Annotated in this window: 16 protein-coding genes and 2 tRNA genes; 17 read left to right on the forward strand and 1 reads right to left on the reverse strand. The window is 66.2% G+C overall.

What is annotated here, in order from left to right; genetic code table 11:
- From BM125_RS18425 to BM125_RS18460, 8 genes are all read left to right on the forward strand, one after another.
- A partial coding sequence (locus tag BM125_RS18425) for a TldD/PmbA family protein (RefSeq protein ID WP_245778991.1) occupies positions 1 to 1,236 on the forward strand: 1,236 nt, incomplete at its 5' end.
- Positions 1,237 to 1,253: 17 nt separating this feature from the next.
- Positions 1,254 to 2,588, forward strand: coding sequence for a TldD/PmbA family protein (locus BM125_RS18430; protein ID WP_092410734.1), 1,335 nt, complete (start codon positions 1,254 to 1,256; stop codon positions 2,586 to 2,588).
- Positions 2,589 to 2,696: 108 nt separating this feature from the next.
- Complete coding sequence (locus BM125_RS18435; RefSeq protein ID WP_092410736.1) at positions 2,697 to 3,422, forward strand: DUF4159 domain-containing protein; 726 nt, start codon at positions 2,697 to 2,699, stop codon at positions 3,420 to 3,422.
- Positions 3,423 to 3,555: 133 nt separating this feature from the next.
- The gene (locus tag BM125_RS18440; RefSeq protein WP_092410738.1) at positions 3,556 to 4,551 is read left to right on the forward strand and encodes an AAA family ATPase; all 996 of its coding nucleotides are present in this window, start codon (positions 3,556 to 3,558) and stop codon (positions 4,549 to 4,551) included.
- Positions 4,552 to 4,561: 10 nt separating this feature from the next.
- The gene (locus BM125_RS18445; RefSeq protein ID WP_425429643.1) at positions 4,562 to 5,452 is read left to right on the forward strand and encodes a DUF58 domain-containing protein; all 891 of its coding nucleotides are present in this window, start codon (positions 4,562 to 4,564) and stop codon (positions 5,450 to 5,452) included.
- Positions 5,449 to 6,594: a BatA domain-containing protein gene (locus BM125_RS18450; protein WP_092410740.1), complete on the forward strand. Its 1,146-nt coding sequence runs from the start codon at positions 5,449 to 5,451 to the stop codon at positions 6,592 to 6,594. Before BM125_RS18445 ends, BM125_RS18450 begins: the two co-directional genes overlap by 4 nt.
- Positions 6,591 to 8,735 carry a DUF4175 family protein gene (locus BM125_RS18455; protein ID WP_092410742.1) on the forward strand — a complete coding sequence of 715 codons (2,145 nt, stop codon included), beginning with the start codon at positions 6,591 to 6,593 and terminating at the stop codon, positions 8,733 to 8,735. The genes BM125_RS18450 and BM125_RS18455 overlap by 4 nt, the downstream gene beginning before the upstream one ends.
- Positions 8,732 to 10,447, forward strand: coding sequence for a hypothetical protein (locus BM125_RS18460; protein ID WP_092410744.1), 1,716 nt, complete (start codon positions 8,732 to 8,734; stop codon positions 10,445 to 10,447). The genes BM125_RS18455 and BM125_RS18460 overlap by 4 nt, the downstream gene beginning before the upstream one ends.
- Before the next feature lie 16 nt (positions 10,448 to 10,463).
- On the opposite strand, the gene BM125_RS18465 is transcribed toward BM125_RS18460, so the two are convergent.
- Positions 10,464 to 11,387, reverse strand: a complete 924-nt coding sequence (locus BM125_RS18465; protein WP_425429644.1) for a DMT family transporter — start codon at positions 11,385 to 11,387, stop codon at positions 10,464 to 10,466.
- A 111-nt stretch (positions 11,388 to 11,498) separates the two neighbouring features.
- Here BM125_RS18465 and kdsB point away from each other — a divergent pair, with 111 nt between their 5' ends.
- The 9 genes from kdsB to BM125_RS18510 form a co-directional block, all read left to right on the forward strand.
- On the forward strand, positions 11,499 to 12,278 hold the full coding sequence (gene kdsB / locus BM125_RS18470) for a 3-deoxy-manno-octulosonate cytidylyltransferase (RefSeq protein ID WP_092410748.1): 780 nt from the start codon (positions 11,499 to 11,501) through the stop codon (positions 12,276 to 12,278).
- Positions 12,275 to 12,733, forward strand: coding sequence for a low molecular weight protein-tyrosine-phosphatase (locus tag BM125_RS18475; RefSeq protein WP_092410750.1), 459 nt, complete (start codon positions 12,275 to 12,277; stop codon positions 12,731 to 12,733). The genes kdsB and BM125_RS18475 overlap by 4 nt, the downstream gene beginning before the upstream one ends.
- Before the next feature lie 66 nt (positions 12,734 to 12,799).
- Positions 12,800 to 14,224 carry a thioredoxin-like domain-containing protein gene (locus BM125_RS18480; protein ID WP_175498194.1) on the forward strand — a complete coding sequence of 475 codons (1,425 nt, stop codon included), beginning with the start codon at positions 12,800 to 12,802 and terminating at the stop codon, positions 14,222 to 14,224.
- A 519-nt stretch (positions 14,225 to 14,743) separates the two neighbouring features.
- Entirely contained in the window at positions 14,744 to 16,561 is a 1,818-nt protein-coding gene (gene uvrC, locus BM125_RS18485) for an excinuclease ABC subunit UvrC (RefSeq protein ID WP_092410764.1), read from the forward strand.
- A gap of 9 nt (positions 16,562 to 16,570) precedes the next feature.
- On the forward strand, positions 16,571 to 17,161 hold the full coding sequence (pgsA, locus tag BM125_RS18490) for a CDP-diacylglycerol--glycerol-3-phosphate 3-phosphatidyltransferase (protein ID WP_092410754.1): 591 nt from the start codon (positions 16,571 to 16,573) through the stop codon (positions 17,159 to 17,161).
- 481 nt (positions 17,162 to 17,642) lie between these two features.
- Positions 17,643 to 17,718 (forward strand) — tRNA-Gly (locus BM125_RS18495).
- A gap of 142 nt (positions 17,719 to 17,860) precedes the next feature.
- Positions 17,861 to 17,934, forward strand: a tRNA-Cys gene (locus BM125_RS18500).
- 101 nt (positions 17,935 to 18,035) lie between these two features.
- The gene (locus BM125_RS18505; protein ID WP_092410756.1) at positions 18,036 to 18,569 is read left to right on the forward strand and encodes a recombinase family protein; all 534 of its coding nucleotides are present in this window, start codon (positions 18,036 to 18,038) and stop codon (positions 18,567 to 18,569) included.
- 301 nt (positions 18,570 to 18,870) lie between these two features.
- On the forward strand, positions 18,871 to 19,158 hold a 288-nt coding region (locus BM125_RS18510; protein WP_139225104.1), incomplete at its 3' end, for a transposase.

Below are 19,158 nucleotides of genomic sequence, written 5' to 3' on the forward strand. Positions count from 1 at the left end.
GTCCAGCTCGCCCCGACGCCGGGCGTCGGCGAGGTGTCCTGGGCCACGCCGATCGTCAAGAACGCCATGGCCGTGCCGATCAAGGAGAAGGTCGACCTCCTGCTCGGCGTCAATGCCGCAGCCATGAAGGCCGGCGCCAACTACGTCAATTCGATCCTGTTCCAGGTCAACGAGCAGAAGTACTTCGCCTCGACCGACGGCTCCTACATCGACCAGGACATCCACCGCATCTGGGCACCGCTGCAGGTCACCGCGATCGACAAGGCCAGCGGCAAGTTCCGCACCCGCGACGGCCTTTCCGCGCCGGTCGGCATGGGTTTCGAATACCTCGATGCGAAGAAGGAACACAAGATCGCGCTGCCCGGCGGCGTGGTCGGCTATACCGATTCCTACGACATGCTCGAAGACGCCGTGGCCGCCGCCAAACAGGCGCAACAGAAGCTCAAGGCGCGCTCGGTCAAGCCGGGCAAGTTCGACCTCGTCCTCGACCCGACCCACCTGTGGCTGACCATCCACGAGTCGGTCGGGCATCCGACCGAACTCGATCGCGTGCTCGGCTACGAGGCCAATTACGCCGGCACCAGCTTCGCCACGCTCGACAAGTGGAAGTCGAAGAACTTCAAGTACGGTAGCGACAAGGTCACGATCTTCGCCGACAAGGTGCAGAAGACCTCGCTCGGCGCCGTCGGTTACGACGACGAGGGCGTCAAGACCCAGCGTTGGGACCTGATCAAGGACGGCGTGCTGGTCAACTACCAGGCGATCCGAGACCAGGCGCATATCCTCGGCCTCGAACATTCGCAGGGCTGCTGCTATGCCGATTCGTGGTCGAACGTGCAGTTCCAGCGCATGGCCAACGTCTCGCTGGCCGCGGGCAAGGACAAGCTCAGTCCGGCCGACATGATCAAGGACGTCGAGGATGGCATCTACATCATCGGCGACGGCTCGTTCTCGATTGACCAGCAGCGCTACAACGCGCAGTTCGGCGGCCAGCTCTTCTACGAGATCAAGAAGGGCAAGATCACCGAAATGATCGAGGATGTCGCCTACCAGATGCGCACGCCGGAGTTCTGGAATGCCTGCAGCGCGATCTGCGACGAGAGCGACTATCGCCTGAACGGTTCGTTCTTCGACGGCAAGGGCCAGCCCGGACAGGTTTCCGCCGTTTCTCACGGATCGAGCACCGCCCGATTCAATGGCATCAACGTCATCAACACCGCTCGCAGCCTTGGTTGAGCGCAGGAGTCTTATCGATGAGCATCTATACTGAACAGGACGCCAAGGCGATCCTCGAAAAAGTGGTCAAGCTGTCGAAGGCCGACGAATGCACGGCCACCCTCGATGGCCGGGTCGACGGCAACATCCGCTACGCCCTGAACCAGGTCTCGACCAGCGGCATCGTCAGCGACGCCGAACTCGGCGTGCAGGTGGCCTTCGGCAAGCGTGTCGGCACCGCGACGATCAACGAGTTCGACGACGCCTCGCTGGAAAAGGTCGTGCGTCGCGCCGAGGAGCTGGCGAAACTGGCGCCCGAAAACCCCGAGTTCGTGCCGGCCATCGGCAAGCAGACCTATGCGCCGAGCAAGACCTGGTTCGAGAAGACCGCGACGATCAAGCCCGAGTACCGGGCCCAGGTCGCCGCTGATTCGATCGGCCCGAGCAAGGCGGCCAAGTGCGTGGCAGCAGGCTTCTTCGCCGACAGCGACCGCTTTTCGGCGATCGCCAACAGCAACGGCAACTTCGCCTACCAGAAGAGCACCAATCTCGATTTCACCTGCACCGTGCGGACCGACGACGGCACCGGTTCGGGCTGGGTCGCCCGCAACCTGGCCGATGTCGGGCAGTTCAACGCCCAGGACGAAATCAAGGTCGCGGTCGACAAGGCAACGAAATCGAAGGATGCCAAGGCGCTGGAGCCGGGCAAGTACACCGTGATCCTCGAACCGGCGGCATCGTCGGGCCTGATCTCGTTCATGATGTTCGGCTTCGATGCGCGCCAGGCCGACGAAGGGCGCAGCTTCCTTTCCAAGAAGGGCGGTGGCAACAAGGTCGGCGAGAAGCTCTACGACGAGCGCGTGACCCTGTATGCCGATCCGGCCGATCCGGTCGCCGGGGTGCTGCCCTGGGACGACGAAGGCCTGCCGCGCGAGCGCACGCCGATCATCACCAAGGGCAAGGTCGAATACCTGCAGTACTCGCGCTATTGGGCCAAGCTCAAGGAGAAGAAGGCGATCGGCCAGCCCGGCAACCTGATCATGGTCGGCGGCGACAAGTCGACCATGGACCTGGTCAAGTCGACCAAGAAGGGCATCCTGGTCACCCGCACGTGGTACATCCGCATGGTCGATCCGCAGACCGTGCTGCTGACCGGGCTCACCCGCGACGGCACGTTCTACATCGAGAACGGCGAGATCAAGTATCCGATCAAGAACTTCCGCTTCAACGAATCGCCGGTGATCATGCTCAACAACATCGAGGAGATCGGCAAGCCGGTCCGCGTTGGCGACGACGAATCGCCGTTCGTGATGATGATTCCGCCGCTGAAGATCCGCGACTTCACGTTTACTTCGTTGTCGGATGCTGTGTAGCCGGGATTCGGGATTGGGGATTGGGGATTCGAAAGGGCGGCTTCCTGCAGGCTGGAAGTCGCCACCCGATTCCCGTGCCCGCCTCGTTGTCCCTGATTCAAACTTCGCATGACTCGCTCGGACTTCCTTCGCTTTCTGGTCACCGGCCTCGCGCTAGCGCCATTCGCGCACGCGCGAGGTGCTTCCTCGAATCCCGAATCCCCAATCCCGAATCCCGGCACCTACGACTTTCGCTTCACGCGCCTCATGTACGAGTCGGGGGATTGGGATGTGGACCAGCGCATGCCGTCGAACCTGATCGATGCGCTGATCCAGTACACGACATTGCGTGTCGATCCGAAGGAGCATGTGTTGCCGCTGGCCGATCCGCGCATGCTCGATGCGCCGTTCTGCTACCTGGCCGGGCACAAGCTGGTCGAGTTCAATCCGGACGAGCGGCGCAACTTCGAGACCTATGTGCGCAATGGCGGTTTCGTGCTGGTCGACGACTGCAATCACGACATCGATGGCCTGTTCGCGACGTCGTTCGAGAGCGAGATGGCTTCGATCTTCGGCGCGCAGGCGTTGAAGAAATTGCCGAAGACGCATCCGCTGTTCACGAGCTTCTTCCGTTTCGACGGGCCACCGGCGACCGGCTTCGAGCTGAACGGCTGGGGCGACGACCTGGTCCACGACTACCTGAAGGGCATCGAGATCGACGGTCGGCTCGGGTTGCTCTACAGCAACAAGGACTACGGCTGCGAATGGGACTACGACTGGCGCAACAAGCGCTTCCTGGCCGAGGACAACACGAAGTTCGCGGTCAACATCGCGGTCTATGCGATGACAAATTGAGTGGAAATGGTCCCGTAGGAGCGCCTTCAGGCGCGATGCGTTTCCAGGATTCAAGAAGAGGCATCGCGCCTGAAGGCGCTCCTACAGAAGCAACGCAAGGTGCGCATGTACGGATCAATGTGGAAAGCCGAGAATGAATGACGCAGTGACGGAAGCTCAGGTACAGACACAGATCGACAAGCTGGCGCGCCTGCGCAGCGCGATCGCCGAGGCCATCGTCGGCCAGGACGAGGTCGTCGAACAGCTGCTGACCGGTTTGCTGGCCGGTGGCCACTGCCTGCTCGAGGGCGTGCCGGGGCTCGGCAAGACCCTGCTCGTGCGTTCGCTCGGCGAAGCCCTGAACCTGGCCTTCCGGCGCATCCAGTTCACGCCGGACCTGATGCCCAGCGACATCCTCGGCACCGAGATCCTCGAGGAGGACCACGGCACCGGCAAGCGCTACTTCAAGTTCCAGAAGGGGCCGGTCTTCACCAGCCTGCTGCTCGCCGACGAGCTCAACCGGACCCCGCCCAAGACCCAGGCGGCCCTGCTCGAGGCGATGCAGGAGCATACGATCAGCTATGCCGGGACGACCTATCCGCTGCCCGAGCCGTTCTTCGTGCTGGCCACGCAGAATCCGCTCGAGCAGGCCGGCACCTATCCCTTGCCCGAAGCACAGCTCGACCGTTTCCTGCTGCACATCCGCGTCGAATATCCGAGCGAGAGCGAGGAGCGATCGATCCTCGAACGCACGACCGGGCGCAGCACCGGCAAGGTCCCCGAGGTCATGGATGCGGCCGAGATCATCGCCCTGCAGCAGCGTGTCCGCGAGGTCCATGTCAGCGAGGACCTGCTGACCTGGATTACGCGCCTCGTGCGCGCGTCGCGTCCGCAGGATTCGACGATCGCCGAAGTCCGCGAATGGGTACGCTGGGGCGCCGGCCCGCGTGCCGGTCAGTCCCTGGTCCTGGCGGCCAAGGCGCGCGCCCTTATCCATGGGCGCTTCGCGGCGACGCGCGAGGACGTGACCGCGTTGGCGTCGCCGGTGCTGCGTCACCGGTTGCTGCTCTCGTTCGCGGCCGAGGCCGAACGCCGTTCGACCGACGACGTGATCGACGTGCTCCTGCGCGTCGTCGACTATCCGGGCTGAGCGCCGAGCGGTGCGGCTGCCAGACGATCTGCGCGCGAGGCTCAGGGACCTGCGCCTGGTCGCGCGTTCGACCGCCGGTGGCGACGGCCTCGGCATGCATTCGAGTCGCAGCCGCGGCGCCGGTCTCGAGTTCGCCCAGTACCGCGGCTACGAGCCGGGCGACGAGCCGCGTCGCATCGACTGGAAACTGTATGCGCGATCCGATCGCTATTTCGTCCGCGAGGCCGAACGCGACAGCCCGCTGACGGTCTGGATCGTGATCGATGCCAGCGCCTCGATGGCCCAGGCCGACCGCAGGCGCGCCGACTACAGCAAGCTCGATGCAGCCCGGTTGCTGGCCGCCTGCGTCATCGAACTGGCCCTGCGCCAGGGCGACCGTTTCGGCCTGGTTGGCCTGTCCGGCAGCGAGCTGCATTTCGTCGCCGACGCGGCCGGCGCGCGCCAGCGCGACCGCTGCATGCTCGAACTCGAGCGCATGCACTGCGCCGGTGAACTGCCCGACGCATCGCAGCTGCGTCCGCTCTGGGAGCGTATTCGCCCCGGCGCGCTGGTGGTGCTGCTTTCGGATGATTTCGATGAGCGCCTCGTCGACCTCGCCACGCGGCTCGCCGTGGCCCGGCGCGAGGTCGTCTCGATCGGACTGCTCAGCGCCGAGGAACGCGACTTCCCGTTCCAGGGCGGCCATCGATTTCGTGATCCTGAAACCGGTGCCGAGCTGCTGGCCGACGGCGAAGGCGCGCGTCGCGATTTTCTTGAACGGTTTTCAGCGGCGCGGGACCGCCTGGCCAAGCGCTTCGCTGCCGTCGGCATCGTGCATGTGGAGCACCATCTCGATCGCGCGCTCGACGAACCGTTGCGGCGCCTGTTCGGCGCGCCGCAAGTCGCGCTGGAACGCCCATGAGCCTGGGCCTGCTGCTGCCATTCGGCTTGCTCGCCCTGGCCGGGGCGCTGCTGCCGCTGCTCATCCATCTGGTTCGCAGGACCGAACAGACCGCCCTCGACTTCGCCGCCCTGCGCTGGTTGCGCGAAAGCGTCAAGCCGCGTCGGCGCCTGCGTTTCGAGGATCCCTGGCTGCTCGTTCTGCGCCTGCTGCTGCTTGCGCTGATCGCCTTGCTGCTGGCCCAGCCGCTGTTGCACGGCAACTGGCGCGAGCCGCGGCAGTGGATCGCGGTGGCCGACGGCGTCGATATCGGCGCCGCCCGACGGGAGCTGGCCGGCATCGAGGGCGAATGGCGCTGGCTCGCACCGGGCTTTCCCGAGGTCGGCGGCGCCGCACCATCGCCACCGCAACCATTCGCCAGCCTGCTGCGGGAGTTCGATGCCGACATCGACCCGGCGGACCGGCTGACGGTACTCCTTCCTGCCCAGGTCGACGGCCTCGATGCCGGCAGCCTGCACCTGCAGCACGCCGGTGACTGGCAGGTCGTTCCGGGCCAGACGCCCGCTCCGGCAACATCGACTCCGGTGCCGCGCACGGTCGCCTTGCGCCATGCCGGACCCGAGACAGCAGGGCTCGACTACTTCCGCGCGGCACTTGGCGCCTGGCAATCGACCGCGCCGGAGCGCTGGACGATCGATGATCGCCTGATTGGCGCCCAGGTCGACGCGGCGACGGATTGGCTGATCTGGCTCGGCCCCGAACCGCCGCCCGAACTGCTCGCCTGGGTGCGCGAGGGCGGGCGCCTGCTGCGGATCGAAGAAGGTGCGCAGACCGGTCGTGTGGTCTGGCGCGGCAGCGACGGCGCAGCGCTGGCGCTCGATGAATCGATCGGTCGCGGACACCTGATCCGTTTGCTGCAGCCGGCGATCCCCGAGCGCCTGCCGGCCGTGCTCGATGCGGGATTTCCGGATCGTCTGCGCGCGCTGTTCGAAGGCGGCAAGAAGGCGCCGACTCAGGCGCTGGCAGTGGCTGTTCAAGCGCAGCGGGACTCGACAGCCAACCTCGCTCCGGCGACGCCACTCGAAGCACCGCTGGTCATCCTGATCGCGCTGGTCTTCCTCGCCGAACGCCTCATGGCCACGCGCCGCCGGAGCCTGGCATGAGCGTGGCCTTGCTGCAGCAGTGGCGGAACCGGGTGCGTCGCCGCCGCGCCGCGATCGTGCTCGCCTCGGGCCTGCCCGTGCTGGTGTCGGTGCTGGTCGTGCTGGCGCTGCACAGTCCGCCTGCAATGGCGTTGGTCGGCCTGCTTCTCATCGTGGCCCTCCTGACCTGGCAACTGCGACGCGCGTTGCGGCTAATCGACATGCAGTGGGTTGCGCGCCGGTTCGAGACCGCATTGCCGCTGCTCGAGGACAGCACCGACCTTTTGCTGTCACCCGCAGGCGAGCTCTCGCCCTTGCAACGCCTGCAGCGCGAACGCATCCGCGCCCGGCTCGATGCGGTGCGGCCTCCCGAGCTGCGTCCGCCCTGGCCCTGGCGGCGCATCGCACTCGGTGTGCTGGTGGGTGCCGTGATCCTGTCGGCCCTGCCATTCTGGCCGCAGGCCGGCACGAACGAGGAGACCGCTGCCGGATCGTCCACGACCGACCATGCAGCGCCGGCCACGGCAACCCGGATCACGGTCGGCACGCTCGAGGTCGAGTCGCCGGCCTATACCGGCCTGGCCCCGCGCCACGAGACGGGACTCGAAACCGAGGCCGTCGAAGGTTCAACACTGCGCTGGGCGATTCGGCTCGACCCGCAGCCCAAGGCAGCCGCGCTCGTGTTCCTCGATGGTACGCGGCTGGCGCTGGCGGAGCAGGGCGGGCAATGGGTCGCCGAACGGACCTTGAGCGAATCCGTGCTCTATCGGATTGCTGTCGAATCGCCGCTGCCGCTGGCCGAGGACCGCCTGTACCGGCTCGATGCCACCGTCGACCACGCACCCGAGATCCGCGTGATCGAACCGGACCGCACGCTCAACCAGGTCAGCGATGGGCAACGTGTCTGGTCGCTCGATTTCGAAGTCGCCGACGACTTCGGTCTCGGCGACGCCCGCTTGCGCCTGACCCTGGCCCAGGGCAGCGGCGAGCAGGTCACCGTCAACGAACGCAGCCTTGCGCTGACGGCGGAGCAGGGCGGCAGCGCGCGTCATCGCCGCTACCGGCACCGCATCGCGATCGACCGTCTCGGCATGGCCGCCGGCGACGACCTGATCGTGCGTCTCGAGATTGCCGACAACCGCCAGCCCAAGCCCAATATCGCCCGCAGCGCGGGCTACATCCTGCGCTGGCCATCCGACCTGTCGGCGCCGAGCGAGGGCGTCGAAGGGATCGTGCAGAAAGTGCTGCCGGCCTATTTCCGCAGCCAGCGCCAGATCATCATCGATACCGAAGCGCTGATCGGCGAGCGCGCATCCCTGGATGCCGATGCGTTCCTGTCGAAATCCGACTCGATCGGCGTCGACCAGAAGATCCTGCGCCTGCGCTACGGCCAGTTCCTCGGCGAGGAGTTCGAATCGGGGCGGGCCGAGGCGCACGCCGACGAGAAGCACGACGACGGGCAGGAACCCGACCAGGCCGATGCGCTCGCCGGCGACCACAACCATGAAGACGGCAAGCAACCGACTGCGGGATTCGGTCGCGCCGATGACATCCTCGCCGAATACGGCCATACCCATGATCACGCGGAGGCCGCGACCCTGCTCGATCCGGAGACGAAGAAGATCCTTAAGTCCGCGCTGGCCGAGATGTGGCAGGCCGAGCTGCATCTGCGCCAGGGCGCACCGGCCAAAGCCTTGCCCTATGAGAATCGCGCGCTCGGTTTCATCAAGCAGGTCCAGCAGTCCACGCGCATCTACCTGGCCCGGGTCGGGCTCGAGCTTCCGCCCGTCGATGAGAGCCGTCGCCTGTCCGGTGAGCGCGCCGGTCTGCGCGATCCGCGTGGTGTCCTCGTCGCGGCCCGTGTCGAAGAGCAGCCGCTGATCGATGCCTACAAGGCCTTGCAGGCCGGAGATGTGCCGGAGTTCGAGGCGCTCGAAGGCTGGTTGCGCGAACGTGGCAAACGCCTCCCCGACGCACTCGGCCTGATCGCCGCGGCCGATGCGCTGAGGCGCGAGCCCGCGTGCACGAGCTGCAGGCGGCAATTGCTGGATCGATTGTGGGCGGCATTGCCGACACCGGCGACGGGCTCCCGATTGCGTGCCGAACCCGATGCTTTAGGGCGCCGCTATCTCGGCCTTCTCGATGGTGAGGCACAGCCATGAACCCGCTCCCGATCGTTGCGGGCATTCTCGTTGTGGCAACACTGGCCGGGCTCTGGCGGACCCTGCGCCGGGACGGACGCTGGCGCGCGTGGCGCTGCATCGGCCAACTGCTGGCGGCTGGCGCACTCTGGCTGCTGCTGTCTCCGCCCTCGCTGCCGCAAGCGCGGGTCAGCGCGATCGTGCTGACACCGGGCGTCGACGATGCGGCGATCGCCGCGCGTCCTCAAGATACGCTTACGCTGGCGCTGCCGGGGGTCGCGGTTGGCGAGGATCGATCCATCGAACGCGTGCCTGATCTCGGCACGGGCCTGCGGCGCCATCCGCAGATCGGTGAGCTTCGCATTCTCGGCGATGGCCTCGACGCCCGCGATCGTGACCTGCCCGAAGGCATCGGCATCGTCTTCGAGCCGGGTGCCCCGCCGGTCGGCGTGGTCGCTCTCGAAGCGCCGGCCAGCGTCGAAGCCGGCGCGCATTGGGCCATTCGCGGCAGGCTCGCCGGCGTCGACAAGGCCACGCTCGAAGTGCGCGACCCCGGCGACGCCGTGCTGGCGATGACCACCGCCGCGGAGGATGGGCAATTCGCATTGCCGATGGTGGCCAAGTTTGCGGGCCAGCAGGATTTCCGTCTGCGTGTACTCGATGCCGATGCCACCGTGATCGAGGAAATTCCGGTTGCGCTGTTCGTTCGCGAAGGCGATTCGCTGCGCAGTGCGATCGTCGCCGGCGCCGCCGATGCCGAGCTCAAGTACCTGCGGCGCTGGGCCCTCGACTCCGGACAACGCCTGTCCAGCCGCATCGCCCTGAGCCGCGGTATCGCGCAGCGCCAGCAGGCGCCCGAGCTCGATGCCGCGAGCCTGGCCGCGACCGACCTGCTGGTCATCGATGAGCGTGCCTGGGCCGGATTGTCGACGCGCGAGAAGTCGGCACTCATGACCGCCATCGACGGCGGGCTCGGCGTGCTGCTGCGCGTGACCGGCCCGCTGCCAGCGTCGGTCGCCGCGGACTGGGCCCGGCTCGGCCTGGCCCTCGAATCCTCCGATCGCGACCGCAGCGTCGAACTGGCCCGACTCCCGCAGGCAGGCCCATCGCAAACCAGCCTGACGCGGTGGCCGATGTCCGTCGATGGCGCCAGATCGGCGACGCTGGCGCTTGCCGCCGATGGCTCGGATCTGGGCCGCTGGACAACCCATGGCCAGGGCAGGGTCGGTGTCTGGCTGCTGCTCGACAGCTACCGCTTGCAGCTAAGCGGCGAGAGCGCGCGCTACGGCACGCTGTGGAGCGACGTTTTCTCGACCCTGGCCCGTGCCGGCGGCGTTGCCGGTCCGGAGCTGCCGGACCGGGCCCGCGTCGACCGGCGCAGCGTGATCTGCGCGATCTCCTCGACGGCGCGCATCAAGGACGCCGAGGGTGGCGAGATCGGCTTGCTGCCGGAAGCGGGCGAGCACCCTTGCGCCGCATGGTGGCCAAAGCGACCGGGCTGGCACACCCTGATCGATGGCGACGCACGCTGGCCGATCTTCGTTCTCGCTGCGGATCAGGGCAGGGCGCTGTTGCGCAGCGAGATCCGCGAGGCAACCACGGGCCTCGTCCGTCAGGCCGCGCCGCTGCCCGATGTCGACGTGACTGTGCCGCGCGGGCCGCTGTTCCTGATCTGGTTGCTGCTGGCCAGCGGACTGTGGTGGCTGGAGCGAAGGGCCGCACCGATGCGTTGAACCTGCACGTGGTCGCTCAGACCTGCGGTTCGCCCTTTGCGACCACCGGTTCGGCCAGTTGTTGGCGTGCGACCTGGGCCTCGCGCCGGGCGATATAGAGGCTGGCGGAAATGACGATCGCGGCGCCGAGCAGGGTGTAGCTGTCGATCAGCTCGCCGAACAGCGCCCAGGCGAGGAAGCCGACGACGATGAATTGCAGATAGCTGAGCGGCGCCAGCGCGGAAGCCTCGGCCATCTTCAGCGCGCGGGTCCAGCAGTAGTGGCCACCGGTGCCGAGTGCGCCGGACAGGACCAGCCACGGCCAGACTTCGGGGGTCGGCCATTTCCAGACGGTCAGCGCCGGCGGCAGGCTCAGCGGCACCCAGAGCAGGGTGGTCAACAGCACGATGCGATCGGGCGGATCGGTGCGCGAAAGGTACTTGATGCTGATCGTAACCATGCCGCTGATGGCCGCGGCGAGCAGGGCGACCAGGGTCGCCGAGCTGAAATCATGCGCGGTCGGACGAACGATCACGAGCACGCCGATGAAGCCGGCGATCACCGCGCTCCAGCGTCGCATGCGCACCACCTCGCCGAGCACCAGCACGGCGCCGATCGTGATGAACAGCGGCGTCGAATAGGACAGGGCGACCGCCTGGGCCAGCGGCAGGTGCACCAGCGCCCAGAACCCGCACATCATCGAGACGATGCCGACGGCGCAGCGCACCACGTAGAAGCCGAGCCGTCGCGTGCGCAGGATCTCGAGCCCGTGGACGCGCAGCAGGGGCAAGGCGAACAGGGCGCCGAACAGGCAGCGGAAAAAACCGATCTCGAACGGATGCTGTTGCCGGGAGGCGTAGCGGATCGCGATCGCCATCAGCCCGAACAAGGTCGCGCTGGCCGCCATCAGCAATGCGGCGCGCGGTGGAAGCGCGGACGGCACGCTGGGGGCTGTACTCACGGCAGGTTTCGGACTCGAGATTCGCGGGGCTGCATGATACACCGTGGCCCTGTATTTACCGGTCGCGCTCCTCTACCCTGATGGGCGATATTCAGGCTGCAGGCTCCCCAGATGGCTTCCGATCCGGAATTCGTCGTCGCCATTCCCGCCCGGTTCGGTTCGCAGCGCCTGCCCGGCAAGCCGCTGCTGCCGATCGCCGGCGTGCCGATGATCGTCCACGTCGCGCGACGGGCCCTGCTCGCCGGGGCACGCGAGGTCGTGGTCGCGACCGACGATCCGCGCATCGCCCGCGTGCTTGCCGACAGTGCGGTCGAGGTCTGCATGACCCGAGACGACCATGCCTCGGGCACCGACCGGCTCGCTGAAGTGGCGGCCATCCGCAACTGGGGCGATCAGACCATCGTCGTCAACCTGCAGGGCGACGAACCGCTGGCGCCGGCCAGTGGCATCCGCACGGTCGCGGCGACCCTGGCCCTCAGCGGCAGCCCGATGGCGACCCTGTCGACGCCCTTGCAGACGGCCGCCGAATTGTTCGATCCGAATTGCGTGAAGGTGGTCTGCCGGGCGGATGGCAACGCCCTTTATTTCAGCCGCGCGCCGCTGCCCTGGGCGCGCGATGCCTTCGCCCGGGACCGCGCCGCGCTGCCGGTCAATACGCCGTTCCTGCGCCACATCGGCCTGTACGCCTATCGGGCCGGTTTCCTGCGCCTGTTCTCGAGCCTGCGCCATACCCCGCTCGAGCAGGTCGAGGCGCTCGAGCAGTTGCGCGCCCTCGAGCACGGCCATGACATCGCCGTGGCGCTGGCGCCGGAACCGTTTCCGGCCGGCGTCGATACCGCGGAGGACCTGGCCCGGGTCGAGCGCATCCTGAGCGGTCGCGGGCCGGCATGAGGGTCCTGTTCGTCTGCATGGGCAACATCTGTCGCTCGCCGACCGTGGAGAGCGTGGCCCGGGTCGAATTCGCCAGGGCCGGGCTCGACATCGAAGTGGCGTCGGCCGGCACCGAGAACTATCACGTCGGCGGTAGCGCCGACGCCCGCGCGATTGCTGTCGCTGAAGCGCACGGCTACCCGTTGGCCAGCCATCGGGCACGCCAGCTCGAAGCGGCGGACTTCGACCGTTTCGATCATCTGCTGGCCATGGACCGGGTCAATCTCGAAGCCATGCTTCGCCGTGCGCCGGCTGCGGGGCGGGAACGCGCCGCGCTGTTCCTGCCGTTCGTCGGGATTTCCGATCCTGTCGAACTGCCCGATCCGTATTACGGTCAGACGCGTGACTTCCAGCGCGCCCTCGACCTCGCCCGCGATGGCATCATGGCGTTCACGAGACGCCTCGGTCGGTCATAATCGAGGTGGCAGGCAATGCCGGATGCGTTCGGCATGACCGCTAGAGGATTGCATCGAGGGGAGAGGATGGATTCGCGTTCGCCAGCGCCGGAGTTTCCCGCAGGACTGGACTGGGTCAACGCCAGCGAGGCGCCGATGTTGTCGGCCCTGCGCGGTCGGGCCGTCCTGCTATGGTTCTGGAGCTACGACAACGTCCATTGCTGGAACCTCCTGCCTGACCTGGCCTACCTCGAAAACCGCTATCACGACGGCCTCACCGTGCTCGGCATCCACACCCCGAAATATCCGCATCAACGCGATTCGGGTGCGGTTCTCAAGGCCGTCAATCGGCTGCACATCCGCCATCCGGTGGCCAACGATCCCGATCATCTGCTCTGGCGCCAGTACGGCGTCGACGCCTGGCCGAGCGCGGTCCTTATCGACGCCGAGGGCCTGATTTCGGCCATCATCCCGGGCGAGGGCCGGCGCCAGGACCTCGAGGAACGCATTGCCGAGGTGCTCGACGAGGCCGCCGAGCGCGACCTGCGCGAATACGAAGCGGCGGTTCCGGCTTCGCGTCCGGAGCCGCGGCTGCCATTGCTGTTCCCAGGCAAGCTGCTGGCCACCGACAAACTGCTCTATGTCGCCGATAGTGGCCACCATCGCGTGCTCGAATGCAATCACGACGGTCGCATCCTGCGCCAGTTCGGATCGGGCGATGCGGGCTACTGGGACGGGCGCAACGAGGAATGCGGTCTCAACGATCCGCAAGGGCTCGCCATCCGCGAGGACTTCCTCTACGTCGCCGATCGCGGCAATCATTGCGTGCGCCGGATCCGGCTCTATGGCGGCGATGTCGAGACTGTCCTCGGCAATGGCGAACGCGGTCGCCTGCGCCCACATGATGCGGTCGCCATCGAAACGCCGATCGGCAATCCGACCGACCTGACCATCGTCGCCGACAAGCTCTATGTCCTCTCGGCCAGCCAGAACCAGATCTGGGAGCTGAACCTGGGCGGCGGCAAGGTCAACGTGCTCGCCGGAACCGGCAAGCTCGGCGTGCAGGATGGCCTCTCGCTGGAGGCCAGTTTCGCCCAGCCGAGCGGTGTCGCGCCGAGCGGCCTGCAACTGCTGGTGGCCGATGCGGCCGCGTCGGCCGTGCGCCTGGTCCGCCTCAGCGACGGCCGCGTCACCACCCTGGTCGGCCAGGGCCTCTACGAATACGGCGATGCCGCCGGCACCCGCGATGTGGCGCGCCTGCAGAATCCACTCGCCGTTGCCATGGATCCGCGCGGCATCGTCTTTATCGCCGATACCTACAATGGCAAGATCAAGGCCTTAAGCCTGAAGAGCGGCGCGGTGCGCTCGCTCAACGTCAACTACCGCCTGGTCGAACCGGCCGGCCTCTCGATCGCCGCCGGCGCGCTCTGGGTCGCCAACACCAACGTCCACGAGATCGTCCGCATCGACCTCGCCAGCGGCGTTGGCAAGCGTGTGCCGATCGGCGAGTAGCCCGCGCGCGCTACGAAGAGCGTGCGATACGTGGCGCGGGCTTTGATGGCGTTCTCTGCGTTGCGGCTTCGTTGTTGGCGGTGAGCGAATGCGAACCCCAACGTCGTGTTGGAGCATCGCGCCTGAAGGCGCTCCTACGAAAAGCTTGCGATGCGTGGCGCGGGCTTCGATGGGGTTCGACGCGTTGCGGCTTCGTTGTTGCTTCAGCCGCGATGCTTTTTTGCACTGTTCCGAACCCCCGGGAAATGCGACACGGCATCGAACCTGAAGGTTCTTCCCACGAGGAGCTTGCGATGCATGGCGCGGGCGTCGGTGGCTGATCACGCGTTGCGGCTTCGTTGTTGCTTCAGCCGCGATGCTTTTTTGCACTGTTCCGAATCCCCGGGAAATGCGACAGGGCATCGAACCTGAAGGTTCTTCCTGCAAGGAGCGCGTTTCACGCTTCCAGACGTTCGGCGGCTCCACGAGGATTCAGCGCTGTCTGTTTCCGAAATGCGCCATCCACGCGACAATCCCCCCATGCAGCCCGATCCCCCGTTCGACGGCAAGGCCTTTGTCGCCAATCTCAGCAGCGCGCCAGGCGTTTACCGCATGCTCGGTGAAGCCGGCGAACTGCTCTATGTCGGCAAGGCCGGCAACCTCAAGAAGCGCGTCGGCAGCTATTTCCTCAAGCCGCGCATGGAGCCGCGCATCGCGGCGATGGTGGCCCAGATCGCGCGCATCGAAACCACGGTCACCCGCACCGAGGCCGAGGCCCTGCTGCTCGAAGCGCAGCTGATCAAGACCCTGCGTCCGCGCTACAACATCCTGCTGCGCGACGACAAGAGCTATCCCTACATCCACCTGACCCCCGGCGACTACCCGCGCCTGGCCTTCCATCGCGGCGCGCGCAATGGCGGCGGGCGCTATTTCGGTCCGTATCCGAGCGCGATCGCCGTGCGCGAAACCCTGAGCCTGCTGCAGAAGCTATTCCGCATCCGCAATTGCGAAGACAGCTACTTCAAGAATCGCTCCCGCCCCTGCCTGCAGCACCAGATCGGACGCTGCAGCGCACCGTGCGTCGATTTCATCAGCGCCGAGGACTACCAGACCAGCGTGCGCCACGCCGCGATGTTCCTCGAAGGCAAGAGCAATGCCCTGCTCGACGAGCTGATCGGCCAGATGGAGGCGGCCAGCGTCAAGCTCGACTTCGAGCGAGCCGCCCTCATGCGCGATCGCGTGGCCGCGGTCAAGAAGATCCAGGCCCGCCACTACGTGCATGGCGCGGGCCGCGACATGGATGTGCTGGCCTGCGTGATCGACAACGGCATCGCCTGCGTAAGCGTGATGTTCTTCCGCAACGGCAACAGCCTCGGCTCGCGCGATTTCTTCCCGCGCCTGGGCCTCGATGCCGACGAGGCGACCGTGCTCGGCTCCTTCCTCGGCCAGTACTACCTCGAACGCCCGGTGCCCGAGGAAATCATCCTGAGCCACGCCCCGGAAGACATCGACATCCTCGGCGAGGCGCTGGCCGCGCATGCCGACCACAAGGTCGAGATCAAGACCTCGGTACGCACCGACCGCGCGCGCTTCCTCGACATGGCCCGAACCAACGCCACCGCCGCACTGACCGCGCGCCTGGCCAGCCGGCAGACCCTGCTGGCGCGCTTCGAGGCGCTGCGCGACCTGCTCAAGCTCGAGGAAGTGCCGCAACGTATCGAATGCTTCGACATCAGCCATACGATGGGCGAGGCGACCGTCGCCTCCTGCGTCGTATTCGGTCCCGAAGGTCCGGAGAAATCCCAGTACCGTCGCTTCAATATCGAGGGCATCACCGGCGGCGACGACTACGCAGCCATGCACCAGGCCCTCGAGCGGCGCTACCGGCGCATCCAGGCCGGGGAGGGCCGCTTGCCGGACATCCTGCTCATCGACGGCGGACTCGGCCAGGTGCGCCAGGCCATCGACGTATTGGCAACCCTCGGCGTCGAAGGCGTGCAAGTGGTCGGCGTGGCCAAGGGCGAGGCGCGCAAGGCCGGCCATGAAAGCCTGATCCTTGGCGATTCGGGGCGCAGCCTGTGGCCGGGGCCGGAATCGCCGGCCTCGCACCTGATCCAGGCGATCCGCGACGAGGCCCATCGGTTCGCCATCACCGGGCATCGCGGCCGCCGCGAGAAGGCGCGCGAGGCCTCGAGCCTGGAGGAAGTGACCGGCGTAGGGGCCAAGCGCAGGGCCGCGCTGCTGCGCCAGTTCGGCGGGCTGGCCGGGGTGACCCGGGCCGGCATCGAGGAACTCATGCAGGTAAACGGAATCAATCGTGAACTGGCTGAACGCATTTACGCCGCACTCCATGGATAATGCCGACCGATGCACCTGACCCTGCCGACGATCCTTACCCTTTTCCGCATCGCGCTGTTGCCGGTCATCGTCATCGTCTTCTACCTGCCGGAATACTTCCCGGCGACGCGAAGCTGGTCCAACCTGGCCGCTGCCGGCATCTTCATCACGGCCGGCATCACCGACTGGCTCGATGGCTGGATCGCGCGCCGCTACAACATGAGTTCGGCCTTCGGCGCCTTCCTCGATCCGGTCGCCGACAAGCTCATGGTCGCGGTCGCCTTGTTCCTGATCGTGCAGCAGAACCCGAGCGCCCTGATGGCCGTGGCTAGCGCGGTCATCGTCGGACGTGAAATCAGCATCTCGGCGCTGCGCGAGTGGATGGCCGAGCTCGGCAAGCGCGCCGCCGTGGGCGTCGCCTGGGTCGGCAAGTTCAAGACCGTCATGCAGATCGTCGCCATCGTCGTCTGCCTGCACCAGCGTGATTTCCCCGAACTGCGCCTTTACCGCATCGGCGAAGGGCTGCTCGTGGTCGCCGCCGCCCTGACCATCTGGTCGGCGATCGTCTACGTGCGCGCCGCCTGGCCGATCATGCGCGACGCCGACAGCGGCAAGATCTGAGCATTCAGAATGCTCCTGATCTGCTGATCGGGCGCAGCAGCGTTCAAAGGCCAAAAGCCCACGCTCATCCCCCTCCGGGACCTTCTCCCGCCAGCGGGAGAAGGATAAAGACAGAGCCCCTCTCCCCTCGGGAGAGGGGTTGGGGTGAGGGTTCGGCGGAGTAGGTGGATTCGATCAAGAGCCCACCCTCATCCCCCTCCGGGACAGGACCTCGCCATCTCTGGCGCTCGCCCGTGGATCGAGTGCGGGTCAGGCCATTCGGACCAGCATTCGCTGCTGCCGTCAATCCCGTTGACCGCAGTCGGGCACTTCCGACCGACGGGAGACGCATTACCTGGATTGCGTGCAGCGCGCTCAAGGTCCCGCCCAGCCAAAGCGGGTCCCCAACTGCGGCACAACGGCGCGCCACGGCCCTTCCAGCCCGCGGAATCGATCAAACTGGTTGACTCCTGCGTGGCATTCCGTAATATGCGCGTCCCACGCGGGAATAGCTCAGTTGGTAGAGCGCAACCTTGCCAAGGTTGAGGTCGCGAGTTCGAGTCTCGTTTCCCGCTCCAGTTTGTCTGCTTCGATCCGGCTGCTCGCCGCCTCGTCGCGGAGATCCGGCCCGCTCGCAACTGCGTGCACCGCTGGCTCAGGAACCTCGGCCCGCCGAGGTTTTGTTTTTTGATGACGACGCATTAAGCTCGCCATCCCACCGGCCTGGTGGCAGAGTGGTCATGCAGCGGCCTGCAAAGCCGCGTACGCCGGTTCGATTCCGACCCAGGCCTCCAAAGTCGACCCGCCCTGGCGGGTTTTCTTTTGCCCGGCTTTCTGCGAGCCATCGGCGCGCGCGGCATGGGCCGGCGTGGAAACTCAAGACTCGAGACCTCAGATGCTTGTGGGCCAGCGCAGGGAAATTGCGGAAGTCGCGGCTCGCCGCGGCTGGGAGGTTGTGGAGTTCTACGAAGATGCCGGCATCAGCGGCAGCAAGGGCCGCGACAAGCGCCCGGCCCTTGATCGCATGCTGAAAGACGCCACGCGTAAGCGGTTCGACGTCATCGCAGCGTGGTCCGTGGACCGCCTAGGCCGCAGCCTGCCGAATCTGGTCGAAATGCTCGGGGAGATTCACGGGGTCGGGTGTGACCTGTACTTGCATCAGCAGGCCGTCGACACGGCCACGCCGTCCGGCCGGGCGCTGTTCGGCATGATGGGCGTGTTTGCCGAGTTCGAGCGCGCAATGATCCGCGAGCGTGTCATGGCGGGGCTTGCCACGGCCCGCAAGCGGGGCGTGAAGCTCGGGCGCCGCAGGGTTGGCGGGGAAGTGGAAGGCAAAATCCGGGCGCTGCGCCAGCAAGGCCACGGCATGCTCAAGATCGCCAAAGAGGTTGGCTGCGGGGTATCCGTGGTGCAACGCGTACTGAACTAGCCCGACCCGACCAGTTTGGATCGACTGAGCCCGCCCTGTGCGGGCTTTTTTGTGCCTGTCGATCGGTGATCGGTCCTTTCGCAGGCGGAGGGGCGACCACAATTTTTATACAGTCTGATAGATTCGACCAGCCCGCCATGGAATTCTCTTGCGCTCCCGTTTGCTCACAACAACTTCAATTGAACTGCAAGGAAACTGTGTGAAAAAAAGACGTCCACGAGAAATTGGGGAAGAGCATCTGGACCACCCCTGATTTCTCGGACACCACAAAACGGGGACAATCCCCGGAAGGAGGTGTCCGATGGAAAAGCGTCGTCGATTCACAACAGAGTTCAAGCGAGAGGCGGTTCGGCTGTTCCGCGCAGCGAAGAAGCCGGCCGCCGAGTTGGCCCGTGAATTGGGCATTCCGCGCAATCGTCTTTACAAGTGGGTGGAGGATGCCGAGAAGAAAGGTGATAAGGCCTTTCAGGGCAGCGGCCGTCCAAAGGTCGAAGCAGGTTCGCTGGCGGCCCTTCAGCGCGAGAATGCGCGGCTCAAGGAAGAGAACGAGATCTTAAAAAAAGCGGCGGCGTACTTCGCGCGCGAGCTG

Source organism: Dokdonella immobilis (genome assembly GCF_900115085.1).
GTDB lineage: Bacteria > Pseudomonadota > Gammaproteobacteria > Xanthomonadales > Rhodanobacteraceae > Dokdonella > Dokdonella immobilis.